Raw genomic sequence first — 21,585 nt, 5'->3', positions numbered from 1 at the left:
TACTCGCAGGCCACTTCCTGCCGATATAACTCCTTAATCACGAGCGGATTAGAACGCCGATTTTTACTTTTCAGGAGTTTCACCTTCGGTTTGCTCCCAGTATGCTTTTATTTCGTCTATTATTTCTTTTTTGGACGTCCAGAGGTCGGTTTATAATTTTCTATGTATTTCTTGGCTGATTCAAATCTTTCTTTGCTTTCGCCACCTTTATTTATCATTATATCCATTCTATTTAAAGCCTGTTCTTTACCATCAATCTGCATTATTACCCATGCGGCTAAGTTTCGTTCTTCTTCCGAGTCGCCCTTCTGGATTTTGGCAAGCATTGATTCAATAGATTGGTTGCCTATTTCCACCAGCGCAACCGCGACCACATAATAATATTCAGATGGAAGTGTCTCGTCTGTTCTTAGATAGTCATATACATACATCAAATGGTTAGAGAGGGCGTTCACTGCTTCTTTTGCTCTTGATATCTTTAATAATTCAATAGCATAATAGAATGAATTCGATTCAGAAGATTTATCAATATTAGGTTGATTAATGATAGAAACGAGTTCATTAATAGTATTCTTCCTTTGGTCAAGTATCTTATTATAAGTTGTTCCTCGTTCTAATACATCCTCGCTTAATAAACCAGCTACAATGGTTAGTTTCATCTCTTCAGCATATAATGCTATTATCAACAACGAACTCATCAATAAACCGATTAACAACAATTTCTTAATCATAATAAAACCCCCTATTTCTTTATTTTTATAGTAAGAGTTTGAATATCTGCTGACGGTCCTTGCCCTGATAGGGCAGGTGGTGACGGCAATGCTGGTGAAGAATCCTGTGCTTCTACATCAAAGGTAAATGTCCCTGCCAAGGTTGGTGTCCCGCTTATTCCACCGGAAGCATTCAGGATTAAACCTGGCGGAAGTGTTCCTATATCCAGACTCCAGATAATCGGAGCCGTGCCGCCACTACTTGACAGCGTTTGACTATATACTTGCCCTACTTTTCCATCTGGCAATGAAGCAGTTGTAATTTCCACTCCTGCAATAGGAATTGCTCCCCAGAAGATATTACCCAGAGCAATCTCGTTTCCGTAAGTATTATCTGCAGACCAAATCCCATTCAATTTTATTGAACGGAAGACATGCCAGAGGTAATAATCTGAACAGCGTACTCCATCTCTGCCAGAGACACCACCAAGACCAACCCGCACCCATTCGCGCATATTCATCTTATCAACAATACCTTGTCCGCTACCTGCCCAAGATGGTTCGTCATTACCATATAAATGACCGTTTCCATCCCACGGATTGTTATCCTCATCGGTATCTACCGTATCATTTGTTGGCCAACTGGAAGAACGGTCATCTATCACCGACCATGTTCCGGCCGTCTTTCGCCAAACCTTAACCCTTTTATTTCGGCTAACATCCCATTGAATTTGAGTTTTATCAAAAAGATTTGCATTGCCGTCTGTAATTAAAATATCAGGTTTGACAGTAAATTCTATCTCACAACGACTTGCATAACTTCCAGTTGTTGAGTTAGGACCAAAGACTCCTGTACTTACAAACCAAGCTGCATTATTATCACTAAAATGCGTTCCGCCGGTACCATTCCTCGGGCTGAAATCTGTTGGTTCCGCCCCGATGATATAAGCAAGCATCGTAACAGTGCGATTAGTTCCATATAGCGTGGCGGTTACTGTATTTTTTACCCAAGTTGATTTGGAAACCTTTCTTTGTAATTGATTTCCTGATACACCTTCGCCGCCTTTCCAGATTATAGCATCAGGAGGAAGCAAAGGTTCGACAGAGGCTGGCTTAATAACTGCTTTTAATAAAACATCTCCTGTTTCTTTTATTGCCGCGCAAATATCAGTATCGGCAGGGGTAGCTGTTCCATCAGCAACCATAGTTGCACCGCTCACCAACTCTATTTTTTCTAATTTAATAACCGTAAACGTCATTTCCAGATTAATAGTAACATCGCTTATCTGAGCAGTAGCCGTAAAATTTGTTTTGTTTAAGTCTGTACTTGGATTTTTTCCGTAAATCCGTAGTGTTAGAGAATCATTTACGGCAAAAGTATAAAATTTCATAGGAAGGACTTTGGCATTAGTATCAGGTGTTATTTTTATCTCGTTAATAAGTTCCCCTTTTGTCCCTTGTGGTCCCAATAAATTTATAGTATAGCTTCCTAAACCATCTACACATACAAAATCCGGTTTAATGGGTGTATTAAAAGTTGCCTGTAAGTCAATCACGCTAAATCGTTCCTCGGCAAAACCTACTATCAAAGTAACATCGTCTTCTTGCTTGCTAACTTTTGTGCCGTCAAGTATTACTGCTTTAGTGTCGCTTTCTGTTTGACCAACTGGTATTATAAAAGTTAGCGGTGGACTCGTAACAATAGCATTACCTGATTTTACATCATCTCTCATTATGGTTATTGAAGGGGTTTCAGTAACCTCTTCCTCAACCGGTTCGTCTGTTACAAGTTTAACCAATACTTGTCTTGGGGTCTCTGTTTCAACATATTGAAAGGGTACGACTACTATTTTGGTTTTCGGTTTCTTAGCCTGTTTGCGGGAAGTAGTGCTGTATTGCGCACCGTCTAAAGGAGTGCCTGTCTGCGAAAAAACACCCTGACTTACCGTCTGAATAACACCGTTTCTTAAACCAAACGGATAAAAAGTGCCTTTTGCTACAGATTGAAACGGCAGGGGCGACCTACCTATAGATTCAAGATACGCGCTTTTTATTAATACTTTCTCTGTTATAACAATTTCTCCGGTTCGGCAATTAAGAGTCCCCTGTGAAAGATTATTCGGGTCATGCGAAATATAAGATTCGCCGAAATCTACGCCATTTACAGTAAATGCCGTCCCTGTATAACTCGCTTCATTAATAGTTATTGAAAGAATATCGGGATTCCCAGTTGGGGCAAGTCCTACAGTAAGGTCACCGGACATTTTCGTCCGAACCGTATTGCCGTCAGGCAGGTCAATAACAGTTTCGTTTTCACAGGGGTATCCATAGAGATATAACTTAAAACTTACCGGCAGACCAGAGCGTAATGAGAGATAATCCGCTAAGGTATTAACGGATTGGGCTAAACCTTCAGCCACCTCTACAGTAACTCCTTTACCGGTTTGTGCTTTGATTGCGTTTAATAAAGCATTGAGTTGTTCCAGAGCGGCTTGATAATTTCCCTGACTGATATAACTCTGTGCTGTGTTTAGCTTGGTAAGCAATGAATTGTAGATTCCAGGATTTTTAAAAGCACCTTGAGTATTGTAATTGTTCAGTAAATCTATCGTTTGTCCTACAACAGGGATATCAGCAAAGGTAACGGCAGCGGCTTTATTAGAATAATTACTGTTACCAGCTTGGTTATAGGCACAAACGCGATAATAATGAACCGTTCCCGGCAAAAGCCCTGTATGCGAATAATTGATATTATTCGGGCCTACCGTAGCGATTTGCACAAACGGATCATAACAACTGGTTTTGCTTTCAACTATAAACCCTTGTTCATTATCAGAATTATCCGTCCAGCTAAGGTCTATTTGATGGGGAGAAACAGCGGTGGCTACTAAATTACCAGGTGCGGCGGGCGGCTGTATTTGCGGGGCGAACTGGACTACCGCCGGAATGGACTCGCCTAATGCTTTAAGCATAGATATAGATTTTTTATGTCCCTGTTTAGCTGCTAACTTAAAAAATGTTATTGCCTTCTTTTCATCCTTGTCAACGCCCTTGCCGTCATAATAGAGCCGTCCTAATCTATATTGTGCCTTTGCGTCACCGGCTTCGGCTTTCATTTGCAGTTCAGTGATCGGTAATTTCGGCGGTAATTTCGGGACAGTTCCTTCCTTATCTTTAACCGCCACCTGTGAGTAATGTTTATGTTGGTCAATTCCAACAAAGCAATTTATTCCCGCTTGTGATATACCCATAAAGCACCTCCTTTTTTTGCTGCTATTATAGCATTTAGAGATGCCTCTTGCATACTATCACTTCCCACCGATACAACTCCTTTATTGCAAGGGGATTATAACGCTGATTTTTATTTATCCGGCTTTTCTAAATACTGTTTTATCTGGTTGAGGTTATTGATATAAGTCGCTTTATCCTTATCATCCTTAAACGTTTCTATTTCACTTTGGATGACAGCTCGTGATAGTCTTATACCGAGAATACTTTTTAAAACCCCATATAAATAATTCATCTCTTTATCGGTTTTGGCTTGTTCCAATGCCTTTAGAATAAAAGGAATAACTTTCCAGCCTGACTTTCTTAATACATAAGAACAAGGGTGTCGTTTAATCATTCCTTCCTCGCCATTAAAGGCTGGTTCAAGATTCAATGTAATACTATCTACAAGGAATTGGATTGCCTTTTTTGTCTCTAACTCACCTAATAATATTATTGCCAATAATCTCCTGTTCTCAAGCCCGATACGGGCGCGCAAGTCTCCGCTTATTTCTGTGGGTTTAGGTTTATCTTTTGCTTCCGCAATGGCGATAAAAATATCAGTTAATTTGTCGGATTCCGCTAAGTGTTTTTCCGCACTGATTTCCCATTCCGTCCTATCAGTAATGTATATATTTTCCCTTTTGCCTTTTTCGTTTATATCGATTTCATTTTCACGTTGCATACAACCACATAAAAAACTTAGCATACCTATTAGTATTAAATTGCAAGTTATTCTCATAACGAAACATCTCCTTTGATTATGGGATGTCTAAAACATCAATTGGACCAAAACCGAGGTCATATCCTTTCCCATCTGGCGCAGATGTTTTAAAGACACTAAACGTAAATCTATCTCCATTAGCAAAAGCAGTGGTCCCTTGAGTTATGGTTACGGTTATTTTATTTTGCACAGTAAGCGTCCAGATTCCATTGGCAAGGGAAGCACTAACTGGCTGGCTGTTCGTGCCTGTTAATGTCCATTTCTGATTAGTTGCATCATAAGTTGCGGCAAACCCTTCGGTTACGGCATTTGTTGATAGCGCAGTAGAAAATGTTCCATTACCGGTTCCGGTTTTTATTGGGACAGAACAAGTTGTAGGTGCGGTATCCCTCTCCATTTCACCATCACTATTTCTAACAGTATAAAATACTATATGCCAATCTTTTTTAGCTGAAGCTCGACTCCCTTGAACATCCTGAAGGATTTTTTCATTATCATGTTTGAAAGGAGTGTTATTTAACTGAATCCGAACCAATTCCTTAAACCAACTGCGGTATGTAACAAAAGCAATCCCCGTCAAGCTACTGGGATATCCTGGTCTGTCAGAAGAATATATCATTGAATTTTCTGGCTCATTGTCTTCATCCTCTGGATGACCATTATCATTTGGGGTTTCATTATCCATTGCAGGAGTTCGGTTTTCGGGAAATTTCCATTTGTCTGGAGGAGCGACAGGCTCTAAGATTCTCTTACCGCTTTGGATTCCATACGCACGCCACATAGCTTGTCTAGTAACATCAAATACCACCCCTAATTTTCGCAATTCTTCCCCGTTTGGAATAATATTCCATTCAAATAAAATTCTACCGCCAAGCTGCGTATTTCCGTCTTCGTCCGTGTAGGAGCCAAGACCATAGTATGAACTGTCAGATGCTTGATTGTTTTGAATGTCTGTCTTGCGAAGATAATTTTCGTCAATATCATTAAGATAATCAGGTATCTTGTTCTCATCACCACTTGTAGCTCTGGTATAATAAGCCCTATTCAGAATCACCCAAACGGCAGTGGCTTTGACAGTATCATTTGCTCCTTGATATTCCAGTGTAAAACTAATATCCCTTAATTTCGTACTTGGTTCAACTGTCTCAACCCACAATGTTATTGGTAAGTCAGAGGTGTTAAATACACGTCGTCTCTCCTTTTCTTCTTTAGTGGACTGTTTCCAAATCACAGCGATGCTACGGTTAGTTTCGTTAAGGCTAACGGTTCCCCCTAAATCAGGCACGGGTTTACGTAGTTCAAGCCGCATCAAATCTATTTCATTTCTGCCTTTAGCATCCTTATATTTAACCGAATCCTGCCATCTATCCATTGTTCCATCGCCATTCGTATCGTTCTTATTCGCCACAGTAACGGCACCTTTAAGATCATCTTCCTCATCTTCTGAAAGAAGTTGTCCCCCAGTCCAATCTTTTTTATCTGGGTCGGTAGTAACCCAATCATATAATCCATTATGTATGTCCAAATCTATAGCTACTACTGGGGCGATTTGATATACGGTGCTAGTCTCACCTTTGGTTGGTATGAATTTGAATTTTATCGTGGCGGTATCATCTTTGTCCGTACTTGGCTTTTTGAAGTGGACGCCAATGGTTGGATTAACACCTCCAGCAATTTTGCCCGTACGATTACCGTGAATCTCAACGTCATCCTGGCTGGGAGGAATAATCTCCCATTCATAAGTGCCTTCTCCTGCCGGTGGTATGCCGGTAAATGTTATAATCTTGCCGACTTGAAAATATTGTGGCAAAGGCGATACCCCATCGCCTGCTTTAATGGATGCAATAGGTTGCGACAATTTTTTAGCGGCATCCTCTAAAACCTGTCCGGCTTCATTGCCAATCTGCTTTCCCTTTTGTGCATTGACTTCATTACAAAAGGCACTTAGTTTGTTGACCATTGAAATAAGATTGCCGTTTTTAAAAGAGTCCTGCGCTGAATCGAGTTTAGACAGAAGAGAATTATAGATACCCTGATTCTTGATCGACCCGTCTTGAAAGTATTGGTTAAGTAAACCGCTTAAGTTATCAATATTAATAGCCTTGGTAATTGCGCTGGCTTCTTGAGAATAATAACTTTCTCCCTGATTATTATAAGCCTTGAGGCGGTAAAAATAAAGAGTCCCATCGAGAAGGTTTGTGCTTGAGTAATTAGTAACATTTGAAGTAACCGTGGCAACCTGTTCAAATGAACCATAGATACCCGTTTTCCGTTCAATAATTACGCCTTCTTCGCAATTGGAAGTGTCCTGCCAGGTAAGGTTTATCTGGGAGAAAGAAACCGAGGCGGCGACTAAATCCGAAGGCGATTTTAAGAAAGTCATTGCATTGGCTTCATTGGAATAATTACTTTGACCAGTTAGATTATATGCACTGACACGGTAATAATATGTCGTTTCTGCTGAAATAGGAAGGTGTAAAAAGGTAATTGTGGTGCCGAAACCGTTGTTTGGCCCGATTGCCGCAAAGATTTCAAAAGGCGCTTGGGGATTAGTTTTTGTCTCGACTATAAACCCATCTTCATTATTAGAATTATCTAACCATGTAAGGTCAATCTCAGAAGGAGAAAACGGAATGGCGGCTAAATTTGTTGGAGCAGCGGGAAGTTCCGGCAAAGTGGTCGCAGAGGCTTCATTAGAATAATCACTGTTACCCGCCTGATTGTATGCCCTGACCCGATAATAATAAAGCGTGCCGTCCGATAAACCGGTATCAGAGTAAGTAGTTATATCAGAATTAACCCCAATAATTTGTGTATAAGTACCGGATTCACCTATTTTACGTTCGACATAAAACCCTTGCTCATTATCCGAATTATCCTGCCAGCTAATGTTTATTTGATGGGGAGAAACAGCGGTGGCTACTAAATTACCAGGTGCGGCGGGCGGCTGTATTTGCGGGGCGAACTGGACTACCGCCGGAACCGCCTGCATATTATGGACTGTCCCTGTCAGGAAATAATTCCTGATTATCGTCCCACTGCTATTTGTAATACTATAAGCAAATGTGGTCGTGCCTGCCTGCTTGCCTTTCCAGGTAATGCTGAAAGCCAAGCGGTTCGGGTCGCTGGGCGGAATATCATCCTCGGAAAACCATAACCACGGGTCAACTATCACCCAGCCGGGACCTCTCCTCGATGAGCCAGTAGAAAATACCCCGGATGTGACATGGTCTATTTCCACGACATTCGGGTCAAATACTATCTTGAGATAACCCATACAAAAATACCCGAACAAGTCGCCTTCGTCCCACGTAATCACATGTGAGATGTTTTTAGTCTCACCTGCCTGGAAACTTTCAGTCCCTGTTGAGCCAACCGTCACATATAATGTATTATGCCCTGATGACGGAGGCTGGATATTGGATGATTCCAGGTTATCCGATGACTTTGTAATTTCCTCTTTAAGCACGGCTTGGGAAAATCCGGCAAGCTCGTTTGAGGGAGAAGTGGTTTCGTTGCTGGCTGAAGACCCGGTGATGGCATCTTCAGCAAACCCTATTTTACCGTTTCCAGCCAGGCAGATAACCATTGACAACAACCCTATTACGCTTAGTTTCAACAGTCTTTTTATATTCCGGCTCCTTTTAAAATATAGTTATAGTTATTTTTATTTTGTAGTATTATACCATTACCAAACTTACTGTCAAAGGAAAACCGATAATTTGGTAAAATATTTTTACCCTGCTACGCTCCGCTCGCAGGATGCCCGGTGTGTAAAGCGTTGGGGCTTGGGAAAAGCAGGTAATTATAGATGTCCTGAAGGAAGCGAGCCTGCCCGTCGGCCCGTCCGCCGTGGCAATCTCTCGGTTTTATGAGGGGCATATGAGATTGCTTCGTCGCTACGCTCCTCGCAATGACGGGGTGTGCGTAACTCGTACTAATAATTAAAAATTCCTATTCTACAATTTTTACATCTAACAGCTTCCAATGTAGGCGCTCTCCAAAGAGCTCTTTTCCCTAATGGTTCTCCGGACCACATCCAAAAGATCTTTTTGATTGACCAGCGAATCCGCCACCAATGACTATTTAGATATCCTTTTTCCATCTTATTCCCACATATGGGACAATTTTCTAAATTGGCCATATTTATACCTTTGTTAAAAATACTGTTTAACAGGCATTTAATTCCTTCGTTACCTTTCTTTAAACAGCTCAGAAATTTCATAAACCCCTCCCGGTTTCCAAGAGGGCGAACCTCGCCCCCCATGCCCGCTGGTTAATCTATGCTCATTAGAACCATCAAGATCCATTATATAGATATCAGAACAGTCTATCGTATGGGAGCGGACAAAAGCTATTTTTTTGCCATCCGGAGAACAAGCAGGTGAACAGCCTTGGGTTAATATTCTTTGGTCTTTACCGTTAACATCCCCGCCTACCCCAACCTCGCTCTCGCTCGGCGAGGCGGGCGGCGAGGCAGGCATTACACAAATCTTATTTTCACCATCCCGATTAGATGTAAAAACTATCTTTTTGCCGTCGGCACTCCAGGCCGGACTAACATCCTCTGCCGGGTTTTCAGTCAGGCGCTGTAGGGTTTTTCCATCAGTGGTTATTGTGTAAATTTCAGGATTACCATCAATTCCCGAAACAAAGGCGATTTTTTTGCCGTCAGGAGACCAGCTAATCTCTTCACTGTTTATTGCGATATGTTTTATTGTTTTTAAAATATCTTCATCGTCTGTCAAAGGCTTCTGGCTTTTACCGTCGGCATCCATGATATAAATTATACGGCCCTGCTTGGAATCCTTGCGGAAAGCAATCTTTTTCCCATCAGGGCTCCATACAGGATATAATGAATTGTTTTCATCACGTGTTAATCTGCGTTCGTTTCTCCCGTCAGCATCCATCACCCTGATTTCAAAGTTTCCCTGCACCTCTGCGGTAAAAACAATCTTCTTGCCGTCCGGGCTCCAGTCCGGCCAATAGCTATTGCCGTATTCTGTTTTTAATTGCCGGCAGTTCGTCCCATCAATTTTTATCAAATTAATCACACAATTACGTGATTCATTGGAAATGAAAGCGATTTCCGGCATATTTTGATAATAAAAATGACGCCTGATTTGATTCGCCCTGGTTTTTATCTCCGGATCGTTATTCTGGCAGGTTTTTTTTATGCTGACAGCAAAATCATTTATTTTAGATTTTTCAGCTTTTAGTTTTTCATTATCATTCTTAGTCTTAACTTTTTTATATTCTTCAATCAACTTTTCGCCGATTTGGATTAATTCATCTTGCGCCTTTTGGCGTGTATCGAAGTCATCCGAGCCGAGCTGGCTAATCAATCCGTTAAACCGTTCAGCCTGTTCGTCAAACAGCGATTCTTTTTCTTCTTCTCCCGCAATCCAATACGGAATCGCTATTATTCCAATCATTAAACAAGCCATTATCAGTTTTCTCATATACTTTCCTTTCTTTTTATTAAAAAATTTATACTCAATCATTAATACAATATTGCCCGTCTCTGGGCAAAACGGCTCCTTTGTCCGGACGGAAAAGAATCCTTCCTTCGAATATCGCAGGCAAACCGCGGGCATTTGAAAAATCACCTTTATCCATCAGTTGGTAATGTATATGAGGCATCGGCGATTCACCGCTGTTCCCGCATTCCGCTACCGTTTGCCCTTGACGCACACAATCACCCTTTTTTACCTTCAATGATTTATGTTTTAAGTGCCCGATGCATGAATATTCCCCGTTGTTGTGGTCGATTATTATGTAATTTCCCCCAACTGTTTTTAAGCCATATTTTTTGAATAATGCCGCATAATCCAACTCTTCAGGAGTAGGCATTCTGTCGGTATAAATCGGATTATCCGCCATATCGTCAAAACAATCTCCAATTACTCCATCGGCTGGGGCAAGAATTGGTTTTCCGAAGGCATAATAATTGTTTAATTCACTGCTTTGGTTAGGAGACAGGTTCCCTTCCTTATCAATCTGGACAAAATCAACCGCGCATTCTGTCGGCACCGGCCCGAACCGGTGAGGGGTTTGGGCTTGCCAGACCCCCTTAAAGGGAAACGTTAATTTTGTTTTACACCGGTATTTTACAAGAGGCAACCCAATTCTCTTAATAATTAGTTTACCTTTAGAGTCTTTAGCCGTAATTTCCACATCCAGGTAATCTATGTTAAATTCTGACGGGATATCCCCCCTGATTCCATGCAACACGGCTATTTTCCCCGGCGGCAGGTTTGCGGTATTAGAAAGGGTTTGGATATCCTGCTCTTTGAATAAAACCCCATACTCTAATTTTATCACTGATAATGCCGTATTGACGTCAGTAAACCCCCGGCAGAAACCGGAATATTGTTTTATGCCATCAAAACTTTCCTGCAACATCGTTTCAAGGACTTTACCGCTGATTTCGTTTGTAACACGCGCCACTCCGCTTGATAATAAATAGATTTTTACATCTATAATAGAAATCGCCTCACCGCTGTCGTTTCTAATCACAACCGTGCGCAAATAAAAAGTGTCGCCGCCAATGATACGATTTTCTTTTGCCGTGTAGATTTGGCCGGAAGGATACACCTGAACAGAGAATGAATCGTTTACCATGTTTTTATCAGTTTTTCCCCGATACATTCAATCGGGACTCCCCGCCTGACGGACGGGCAGGCGTTTTACTTCGCATATACTTTCCTTTCATTTATTTTCAATATCAACGTTGATTGTTATTTTTCGTTCATATTTTGTCTTAGCACACACCTGGCTTACTGCATTCGTAATAGCGTCAATATCCGATTTACCAGGAACCTTGCCTGTCACAACAGACGGCCAATTTTGAGAAACAATTATTCCGCCGCTTTTAGAATAAATGATTTTTACTCCGTCAAAACGCGGTCCCAGCGAGTTGATAGCGGTTCTAAGCTCCTGCCCAACGGATTGATTGTAGGAATTATTCCCGGCTTCAATAAACGTCACTGTGATAACGACTATCCCTAATAAAATACCGAGATATTTTATCTTAATCAGTTTTTTCATAATACTTCCTTTCGATGATTATAAGAGTTTAATTCTTGCTATCCTCTTTTTTTCCGCGTTTATACGCTTCATGGGCGGTTAGTATCATCATCGCGGCCATCATTCCTCCCATCGTTCCGGCCGCCAAGCCGACGGAAGGGGTGATTTTAAAGAGGTTTGCCGCTATAATAAAAACAACGCAGGCGGCCAGAATCCCGATTGCCGCATATTTTATCCCGATTATGCTTGGTGGTGACATTTTCGCTCCTTTCATTTATTTTTCCATTCTTCATGGATGGCTCCGAAAATCTGAGGCGGGTTTTCAAGCGTTTCCCCGTATTCAACAAACAATTTATTGATATCATCCGGGGCAATATTTAACTTTGCCTGTATAAGCTGCTTATAGTTTTTTTTGCCGTTAAGCGCACGATAGAACTCGTAAAGCTCCCTTTCTCCTAAACGCTCCATCAGAAATGAAACAAAAGCGGCCGCGATGTTCCCTGAAGCATACGTGTAATTATTAACAAAAATATTTGCCGCTTTCCAATCATCCGGCGGTTCAAGCTTGGCAAGGCGAAAAGGCTTGCAAGAATACGGCTCGCCGTTTTTATCGGGAATTGCCCTGGTTTCATAAAAGCGGCAGATTCCTTCCTGGAAACCATACGGCGCTTTAGGGTTAATATCATAGAGAAACAGATGGATTATTTCATGAGCGGAGTCATCTCGCACCGCCTGAGAATACTGGTAGAAAACGGTTCTTTTCCCCATAAGGGCGCATCCGCTTATCGGGTTATTGCCATTCTTATCAGCTCCTTTCGAGTTGAATTTTTCCACCAAATACAGGTTGATTTTATTTTTTACATCACTGAATCCGATTTCACGGAATTTATCTTTAGCCGCCTGGTAGCTATTTTCATAGGATTCCACAGCGTTTTTGATATCGGTTTGCGCGTATGAATCAGGCTTATAATGTATGGTTAAGTGCTCTGTTTCTTTGATAAGCCACTCTGAATTGATTAGGCTGGAGGTTTCATAAAAAATCGCAGGGGAGCAGCCGGCGCAAAGAATTACAGCGAATAGTATTAAAATCAAAACAAAATTAAACTTGATGCACATTATCTTTATTTGTTTTTCCCCCGCGTTTATAATCTTTATGGGATATTGCTATCGCCATAGCTGATATTATTCCTCCCCCTGTTAGAGATGCCAAACCTACAGAGGCAGAAGGGATGATTTTCAGGAGGAGCGTTGTTATGGCAAAAATAATGCAGGCGCCCAGAATCCCGATTGCCGCATATTTTATTCCGATTATGCTTGGTTTGGACATTTTTCCTGTCCTTTCCGTCTCACCACCCCGACTTAGCGTCGGGGTGGTTAAATCTTTTCTCACGCCCCGAAATAATCGGGACTCCGCTTCGCTACGCAATGACCACGCCTTCGGGTTTGGTCGTCCAGTCGCTGTTGTTTTGCGGGTTGGTCAGGTTCACCCAGCGGAAAAACCCGTAAAAAGTGTCTCCGGCATTTTTCACCCCGCAAGCAATGGAAAACCGCGCCTTTTTTGATACCTGATTTTTAGGGCAGGATTCCGGGTCGTCCGGCGGCATCTCGCCTTTTGGCACAAGGGTATATCTCACTTCCACGGCATCGGCTAAAGAATGCATACTGGATCTGGTCTGGTCGGTCGTGACGCGGGCACGGACTTCAATAGAACCGCCGCCCACGGCGATTAACCCGATAATCGGGAAGGAAGTGATTTTTCCCCTGGGGGTCGGTTCAACATCGCGCACGGTCAGTCGCATCCGGCGGCGGTCCTGGTCCATAACCATTGGATTAAACATCAACCAGGTCTTGACGAATGCCCTGATTTCCTTTTCATAGAGTTCGCGCATCTGGCGATGGGCTAAGACGTCTGCCTGAGTCCGGTTGCCTTTATTCTGGCTTTTGGTATAGAGCGGCTCATACGAAGCCCGGCGGGCGACCAGCGCCGTTACCGCCGCAGGCATAATGCCCCAAGCCGTGTTGGTTACGACCTCGTTGACCAAATTGCCCTGGAAATTGAAGAAATCATCGTCCTTTTGCGGGAGATAGTTAGTCCCTTTTATTATTGCCATAAACAATTCTCCTTTTCTCCCCGATATAATCGGGGGTACCCCGAAGAATTTCGGGGCACGAGTTCTGCCCTTGCGGGCACAGGTTTTGCCTTTGCGGGCACAAGTTCTGCCCTTGAGAGCACAGGTTTTGCCATTGCGGGCACAGGTTTTGCCTTTGCGGGCACAAGTTCTGCCCTTGAGAGCACAGGTTTTGCCCTTGCGGGCACAGGTTTTGCCTTTGCGGGCACAAGTTCTGCCCTTGAGAGCACAGGTTTTGCCCTTGCGGGCACAGGTTCTGCCCTTGTGGGCACAAGTCCTGCTCTTGAGGGTACGAGTTCTGCTCTTGAGAGCACAAGTTTTGCCCTTGAGGGCACAGGTTATACCCTTGCGGGAACACGCACCTCCTTTCTGTTACACGAAAACACGGAATATTAATCTTTCGTGTTTCCGCATTTCAGTTTCGCCCCCTGTCGGGGAGGCTTCGCACTGATTTCGTGTTACGGGACTCCAATTGCCGTAGCGTTTTCAAATTCAAGGTAACTGCTATCAACTATCTTAACGCCCGCTCTTTGCCCCCCTCCTATATCATTGGCTAATTTGTATACAATATAAAATGTTCTCTGAGTAGTTGTTATCTGAAACCGGTTCATATTCAAATAGCACGTGCCGTTGGTGAAGTTGCCTTTAGCGATAAAGGTATCGCCGGTATCCCAGAAGCCGTTGCCATTATTCTCCATCCAGATTTGGACTTCTATTTTGGAATCAGGGCAGGCGCTACCGGCATAGGCGCCGACGCCTTTATCAATGCGGAGCTTTTTCCATTTAGCTGTTTTGCCTGCCGAGTCAGTGCCGGTAAAGACGGCGGTAAAGGAAACTTGGGCAATAGATTGCCCCATGACGATGCTTTTTCCGGATGAAACAAGGCTTTGCCAGTTGGCGGTCTGGATGTATTTGTCGAGTGCAAAACTTTCCGCACCCGGTGCGGAAACTGTCGGTTCTGGGGAAACATACTGGCGGCTTTTGCCGTTAACAATTCCCTCTCCGACAAAAAGCCAATCGGTTGCCTGCACTGAAGTCCCGCACTCTTTATTAATTTTAAATTTAACATACCTGAAAACACGGGGAGTGGTCGTTATGTCCAGTGGGGAAATTCCTATATCCGCGGTGCCTAAATTCAAATTTCCTGCGGAACCAATCAGGTAAAAAGCGGTGTTATCAGGACTGCCGTAGATTTCCACATAATGCGCCCGATATCCAGTTCCGCCGCCGGTATACAAAATCGGATTCTTTATCAGCTTGGAATAAGTTAAATCAACGGTGATTTCCAGCCAATAATTGGTGCTTGGTTTACCATAACCAAAAGAATCCGCCCATGTTTCATCAGGCTGGCCGTCGGTAAATTCAGCATTGCCTGTATCCGGATAAGAGCCGGAGGGGGCTTCTGATTTAGTATATGTTTTACCCAGGGCGAGGTTAGAAGTTGCCGACCCGAAGACATTGTTTTCGTCGCTTGAATTTTCCGCGCTTAGGTTGCCGTAATACATATAGATATAAGAATCGCCAGCGGGCAGGTTGGGAATCTTCAGCCAGAACTTGTTATCAGTCTCCTGCCAGTAAGAAAGTTCATTGCCGGAATTTGGGGGAGGACTAAGGGCGAAGCGGATATCAGAATAATCGCCTGTGAGTTTGTTGGTGTAGTAGTTATAGCGGGTGGTGATTTCGGCGGCGGTGAGCGCCCGGTTATAGATGCGGACTTCGTCAATGAGACCGTTAAAATAGTTACTGCCACTCTCTCTTTCGCCTATTTTAAGATTGGTAGCAAGATTTTCCATTGCGGTATAACTGCCTGAACTTGACGCAGTTGTTGCCTGCAAGACGCCATTAAAATATAATCTCATTCCGGAAATACCGTTGCCATCATAAGCTGCTGTGATATGAGTCCATCGATTTTGGGAAATCACGGCATATATTCCTATATAACCACTGGCGCTATTATCTACCAGCCTGAAATATAAATTTCCTCCGGCAGTTGTGATATAATATTCACCGGCATTAGAAGCAGTTGCTTTTGCTATAACAGCACCACTCGCAGAATTAGGGTATACCCATAATTCTATTGAAAAAGGCGAATCGGTTGTCCCGTTGCCAAATGTTAACGCATTATTATCCGACACGCTTACATAATCATTCGCTCCATCAAAGGATAATGCATTTCCGAACTTGCCGTCTACCCATATTGGACTGTTAGTTAACGTTCCGTTATTGCCATTGCCTGACATATCGGCGGCGGCGGTGCCGGAGTTTTCGGAGAAGTGCCACGAGCCGACCAGTCCGGAGTTATTGATAAAGTTGCCGGTATCAAACGCGTCTATGGTAACATAATAATTAGTAGACGAAGCGTTTTTTGTGCCGGTTACTTCCACTTTAATTGTGTGAAACCCATTTGCCAGCCCATCTTTAGTATAAACAGCTTGCTGGAATATATTCGTTGAATTATAAAGGTCTACGTTTTGCTGATAGACATCGTCGATGTAGACTTTAGCAATACCATAATCTGCGTTCTTTGTTGAAACCCATGTAACACCGGTGCCATTAAAGGAAAAAGTTGCGGTGTTGTTCGTTGTGGTTGACCATTTTTGGGAACCGCGGCTGCAATTTACATTATTGTAAACATTCCATGTCCCATTATACGTGACATTCCCATTGTTTTCTTCATATTCCGGGCCAAATGGAGTTACCGCAACTTGATAATCGGTCTGGGCGCCGGCGGTATTGGTGATGGAGATGGGACGGTAGTAGCCGGTAGTCCAGGAGCCGCCGCCGGAGTTGTCAAAGTTAGGGAAAGAACCGGCAGAAACAGAGAGGGGAAAGATGAGAGATGAGAGAAGAAAGACAGAAGATAACACACCCCTGACCCCTCTCAAGAGGGGATTTAATGAGATACATGTTTTCGGTAACATCTTGTAACCTCCTATAATCCCTTGTAACATCCTGCGCCCTGCCTCTGGCGGAGAACTTATGGCACTCCGATACAAGTGGCATTTTCAAATTCAAGATAGCTGCTATCCGCTATCTTCACCCCGGCGCGGGTGCCGCCGCTGATATCACTGGCTAATTTATACACGATATAATAAGTCTTGGTGGTAGTCGTTACCTGCCATTGTTTCATATTGAGATAACACGTGCCGTTGGTAAAATTGCCTTTAGCGATGAACGTATCGCCGGTATCCCAGAAACCATTGGCATTTGTATCGCACCAGACCTGAACTTCTATTTTAGAATCCGGGCAGGCAAGGTTTGTGTATGTTTTTAATCCTTTATCGATACGGAAACGTCTCCAGCGGGCAGTGCCATCAAATGTTTTCATTTCAAATTTAACGTGGGCGATAGATTGTCCCATCCGGACGGATTGCCCGTTAACCAAATCCGTCCAGTTGGTGGTGGTGATGGTCGTCCCGCCGCTTGTGTAGTTTATTCCCCAGTCAGAAAGGGTCGGGGTTTGGGTATTATCTGAAGTAGAAAAGTTAGCCCGGAGCCTGATGGCATAGCATAACGGCGATGGAAGAACCGATGAAAGATTAACGCCGGAAGCAACGTTAGAAACCAGGATGGAATTATCTATGGCCTTTAAGACGTCAACTGTAAAGGTGGTATTTGCCGGAGCGGTTCGTGTATAGGTTAAAATACCCCAAGAGGAAAGACCAGTCAAATTAATCAGCGATGAAACATAGGTGCCGGCAGTAGTATATGATGATGGATTTCCACTTGAGTAATTTGGGGTTGGTGCAGTGCCGCTGAAAGCCACATACCGAGCATATGTTCGACCACCACCACCCGCGCCGCCGGAAAGAGCATTGGAACCTCCTGAACCGCCAATAGCAGTGACGGAACCTGAATTAGACACGCTGATTGAGTTCAGAATTATAGAACCACCAGCCCCACCGCCACCACCACCTACATAGGTGCCGACAGCTCCTCCGTTTGCTCCATTTGCGGCAATAGATGCACCTGAGGCAACGTTAATATTATTAGCACAGATAAATATTATACCTCCGCCATTGCCTCCGGGTTGTCCGGCGGTAGATGTCGTACCTTCAAAACCGCCGCCACCGGCACCACCACCGCCACCCATATATGCCCGATTACCCAGCCCGGAAGAATCTGCCCGACCATCGTTCCCACCGCCGCCGCCGCCACCGGCAGAGCGGGTACCCACCCCCGCACTACCATTACCACCGTTAGTTCCTGAACCAGCCCCGGCCGTACCTCCGCCACCCACGCCGCCACCGCCTGTTCCTCCATTACCGCCGCCGCCGCCACCACCACCAATATCGTTACTGGAGTAGTAACCACTGCCGCCGCCAGCACCACCACCTGAACCAAGCGCGCCAGCGGCTGCAGTACCAAGAGTACTATCATACGCACCAGCGCCGCCACCGCCACCTTGGCCGGATTGACCCGCTAAACCAACGCTACGAGGACTATATCCATCTCCATTTACACCACCGGCACCACCCGTGCCATTATATGACTCACCACCACCCGAACGACTGGAGTAACCGCCTCCAACGCCGCCCCTAAATCCGCGGTCACTCGCATTTATACCATTCAGCGCATTTACCGTAACTGTTCCGGTAGCTTTAACGATAAGAATCCCTCCCTTTGTCCCATCAAAAGCCGAACAGGCAAGTGAGCCGCCGATATTAATCGTTACATCAGTATAATTAGGCACCCGCTGGAGCATCACGACTTGATTTGTTCCGACATTGGTATCATTAGCGCCATCACCGTACCAGTTAATTTTATTGGCGGTAAAGGTAATTATATTACCAGCAACTGACTGGACACGAAGGAATTCATATAATCCAACATTACCATAAGCCGCAGAGATGCCTTTGAGACTGATTAAAATAACTTCGTCACCGACTGCAAAAGTATTAACAGGAGGTGTGGTTACTAATGTAGCTGTATTTGCCGTAAGGGCGGAAACGCGTGAGTTCCAGCCATCGGCGACAGTCCTGCCGGCGGCAATGGTATCCGTATTAATATTTTTTGCCGCGGCAACGGTTATTGCACCATCCGTGCCATTACCAGCATCAATGGATACAAAAAGACTTACATCGCTGCCACTGGTAGCGCTCATCGTGCTATTAAATGTCCCATCGGTAAAGGTGGTCTGGGACCAGGAGTCCGCACACAAATCCCAAGCACCAAAACCCAAGCTCCAAATAATTAATAATACACAAAATCCAAAATTCCCCCGACGTGCGTCGGGACTACCCCGATTAGGTCGGGACTCCACTGTCGTTTCGCACTTCGCTTCGCAAACTTTCGTGTTACGCATAAATCACCTCCATTTTCATACGGCGGTTTTCTTCCAGCTCACTAAACAGCCATTTTTAAAGAAATAATGCTCTTCAGAATTAGTTTGCGGGAAGAGATAAATCCATTCTTCCGAGACAGGTGTTTAATGTTGTTTTATTCATAACAGTTCTCCTTGTAAGTATATAAGTTGATACGATAATAAGTTTATAAGGAGCATAGCCTCGTATTAACTTATCACCTTATTTCTTATCAACTATAATGTATAGCAAATATCGTGCCAGAAATGCCTAAAAACAGAGAAATACCGACAAGCCCTAATTTGATATGAATAAAGGAGTTAGGCTGAAAGAGCAAATATAGTATGAATTAGTTTTGACGGGTGGTGTCAGGGAAATCTGACAGGTGTTACTTTTTCACGACAGTTTCCGGAGTTATCTTAAGCTGTTTCATTTTATCGTAAAGGCTTTGGCGCGCATAGCCGAGCTGGCGGGCGGCTTGGGTCATATTGCCCTGGCATTGGCTAATCGTTTCGATGATAAGGCTCCTTTGGAAGGCATCAGTTGCTTCTTTCATGTTCAAGATTTGTTTAAACGGTTCGGGCGTTTTTTTATAATTTCTGATTGAATCTGAGAGTATTGGTTCTTCGATGGTTTTTGCATTTGGGTATAATACGCAGATACGTTTTATCTCGTTTTCCAGTTCGCGGATATTGCCGGGCCAGGGGTAGGAGGAGAGGAGGCGTTGTGCGTCGGGCGTTATGCGTTGTGAGTCTTGCGTCATGCGTTGGGCGTCATGCGTTTTATATTTGGAGAGGAAGTGGTTTATCAGCAAGGGAATGTCATCCCCGCGTTCGCGCAGAGGCGGAAGGTTAATTACAATGGCGTTGATACGATAGAACAGGTCTTCACGGAAGGTTTTGTTCTTGACCATCTGCTCAATATCCTGATTGCTGGCAAAGATAAAACGGGTATCTATCTGAATTGGTTTTGAGTCACCGACACGCCAGAGAAGTTTTTCTTCCATGACCCTTAGAAGTTTTTGCTGCATACCAAGCGACATATTGGCAATCTCATCCACGAAAAGCGTTCCGCCGGAGGCGAGTTCAATATAGCCTTTTTTCTCTTCAATAGCGCCGGTAAAAGCGCCTTTGGCATGGCCGAAAAGCGTGCTTTCCAAAAGAGTTTCGGCAACCGCTCCGGAATTAAATCCGAGGCAGGAACGGGATGCCCGCAGGCTGTTTTGGTGGATAGCGCGGGCGATGAGTTCTTTTCCCGTGCCGGTTTCCCCCTGGATTAAAACGGGCAAATCGGTCGGAGCAATTTTTTCTAACAGTTGCCAGATTTCCTGCATTAAGGGAGTGACGCCTATGACAATTTCTTTATGGGGTGATTTTTCATAACGTGAATTAAGGGTGCGAACGAGTATTTCGGGAGCGATTTGCGATTTGACTTTCGATACGGTGGTTAATTGGCGGTAGAGTTTTTCGAACTCGCGCATTTTTTCATAGAGCCAAACCGTGTCAAGTTTGGACAAATTAAGCTTAATCCTGTTTTCGATAAGCACGGCTTTATCGGGAAGACCTTGAATGATGTAACATTTGCTTAAAAGGAGCCCTGATTCACAGAAGAGGTCGTTTAGCTTTAACTTCCGGCTTTCTTTCATTACGGCGCGCAAGGTTTGGATGCCGCTATCTGTTTCGCTTTCCATGATATCAATTAGGGCCAGGTGTATTTTTGCTTCGAGGATGCTTACCGGGAAGTTAATTTGTTTTCCCATCGTGATACATTCGTCAAAACATTTACGGGCATCGGCGTATTTTTCGGCTGCCGCCAGATATTCCCCTTTAAGGTGGGTGTAATCTATAAAGCTGATTCCGTCAAACGCGTCCGGCCGGTAAACAGAAAGTTTTTCTTCTATAATCTCACGTGCTTTTTCCGTATCATTTTTATATAGATAACAATACGCCAGGCTTAAAAGCGTATCAATATAGATATCTTTATCCATCGGAGGATTATTATCCCCGTATTTTTTATAGTATTCTTCCACTTTCTGGAAATGAGCCAGGGCTTGCGGTATATTCCTGATAGCGATAAAATTGCTTCCCATCATAAAAATCGCGCAGGCGATATCGGCTTGGTTGAGTTTATGCCTGAAGGCGGCCAGGAATGCTTTGTAGAAAAAGTCCAGGGAGTTTGAATATTCCGCCAAATGATAATGGGCGACACCCAGCCGGCGAAACAAAAGATATTCTTCGGATGGAGAATAAGCCAGATTAGGCAGGTTTTTTAAAACGATTTTCCCCAGGCGCTTTACTTGAATCCAGTTTTGTTTGGTATTGGCGGATTTGATTTGTTCCAGGTAACCCGCCAGACCTGCCTTTCCGGCAGGCAGGCTGTCGGGCTGGTCGGATAGAGGCTTTCCGGTTTTCATGATATTGGTT

General features: G+C 43.8%; 14 protein-coding genes. All 14 read right to left on the bottom strand.

Annotation, left to right across the window (positions count from 1 at the left end):
* Positions 1 to 119: 119 nt before the first annotated feature.
* On the bottom strand, positions 120 to 731 hold the full coding sequence (locus HY811_00775) for a hypothetical protein (protein ID MBI4833341.1): 612 nt from the start codon (positions 729 to 731) through the stop codon (positions 120 to 122).
* 11 nt (positions 732 to 742) lie between these two features.
* Positions 743 to 3,961 carry an SEL1-like repeat protein gene (locus HY811_00770; protein MBI4833340.1) on the bottom strand — a complete coding sequence of 1,073 codons (3,219 nt, stop codon included), beginning with the start codon at positions 3,959 to 3,961 and terminating at the stop codon, positions 743 to 745.
* A gap of 110 nt (positions 3,962 to 4,071) precedes the next feature.
* Complete coding sequence (locus HY811_00765) at positions 4,072 to 4,719, bottom strand: hypothetical protein (protein ID MBI4833339.1); 648 nt, start codon at positions 4,717 to 4,719, stop codon at positions 4,072 to 4,074.
* A gap of 19 nt (positions 4,720 to 4,738) precedes the next feature.
* Positions 4,739 to 8,290, bottom strand: a complete 3,552-nt coding sequence (locus HY811_00760; GenBank protein MBI4833338.1) for a fibronectin type III domain-containing protein — start codon at positions 8,288 to 8,290, stop codon at positions 4,739 to 4,741.
* 604 nt (positions 8,291 to 8,894) lie between these two features.
* Positions 8,895 to 10,163, bottom strand: coding sequence for a PD40 domain-containing protein (locus tag HY811_00755; protein ID MBI4833337.1), 1,269 nt, complete (start codon positions 10,161 to 10,163; stop codon positions 8,895 to 8,897).
* A gap of 34 nt (positions 10,164 to 10,197) precedes the next feature.
* On the bottom strand, positions 10,198 to 11,352 hold the full coding sequence (locus HY811_00750; protein MBI4833336.1) for a M23 family metallopeptidase: 1,155 nt from the start codon (positions 11,350 to 11,352) through the stop codon (positions 10,198 to 10,200).
* Between the two features lie 60 nt (positions 11,353 to 11,412).
* Complete coding sequence (locus tag HY811_00745; protein MBI4833335.1) at positions 11,413 to 11,751, bottom strand: hypothetical protein; 339 nt, start codon at positions 11,749 to 11,751, stop codon at positions 11,413 to 11,415.
* Between the two features lie 28 nt (positions 11,752 to 11,779).
* On the bottom strand, positions 11,780 to 11,989 hold the full coding sequence (locus HY811_00740; GenBank protein MBI4833334.1) for a hypothetical protein: 210 nt from the start codon (positions 11,987 to 11,989) through the stop codon (positions 11,780 to 11,782).
* A gap of 11 nt (positions 11,990 to 12,000) precedes the next feature.
* Positions 12,001 to 12,846, bottom strand: coding sequence for a hypothetical protein (locus HY811_00735; protein ID MBI4833333.1), 846 nt, complete (start codon positions 12,844 to 12,846; stop codon positions 12,001 to 12,003).
* Positions 12,830 to 13,057 (bottom strand): hypothetical protein, encoded by a 228-nt coding sequence (locus HY811_00730; GenBank protein MBI4833332.1) that lies wholly within the window; start codon positions 13,055 to 13,057, stop codon positions 12,830 to 12,832. The genes HY811_00735 and HY811_00730 overlap by 17 nt, the downstream gene beginning before the upstream one ends.
* Before the next feature lie 91 nt (positions 13,058 to 13,148).
* Positions 13,149 to 13,841, bottom strand: a complete 693-nt coding sequence (locus HY811_00725; GenBank protein ID MBI4833331.1) for a hypothetical protein — start codon at positions 13,839 to 13,841, stop codon at positions 13,149 to 13,151.
* Positions 13,842 to 14,317: 476 nt separating this feature from the next.
* Positions 14,318 to 16,780, bottom strand: coding sequence for a DUF2341 domain-containing protein (locus HY811_00720; protein MBI4833330.1), 2,463 nt, complete (start codon positions 16,778 to 16,780; stop codon positions 14,318 to 14,320).
* A gap of 56 nt (positions 16,781 to 16,836) precedes the next feature.
* Positions 16,837 to 18,963 carry a hypothetical protein gene (locus tag HY811_00715; GenBank protein ID MBI4833329.1) on the bottom strand — a complete coding sequence of 709 codons (2,127 nt, stop codon included), beginning with the start codon at positions 18,961 to 18,963 and terminating at the stop codon, positions 16,837 to 16,839.
* Between the two features lie 587 nt (positions 18,964 to 19,550).
* Positions 19,551 to 21,575 carry a sigma 54-interacting transcriptional regulator gene (locus HY811_00710; protein ID MBI4833328.1) on the bottom strand — a complete coding sequence of 675 codons (2,025 nt, stop codon included), beginning with the start codon at positions 21,573 to 21,575 and terminating at the stop codon, positions 19,551 to 19,553.
* Positions 21,576 to 21,585 lie beyond the last annotated feature (10 nt).

This window comes from Planctomycetota bacterium (assembly GCA_016207825.1).
GTDB lineage: Bacteria > Planctomycetota > MHYJ01 > JACQXL01 > JACQZI01 > JACQZI01.
Note: the sequence above shows the minus strand (reverse complement) of the source record. Positions and strands in the feature narration are given on the sequence as shown.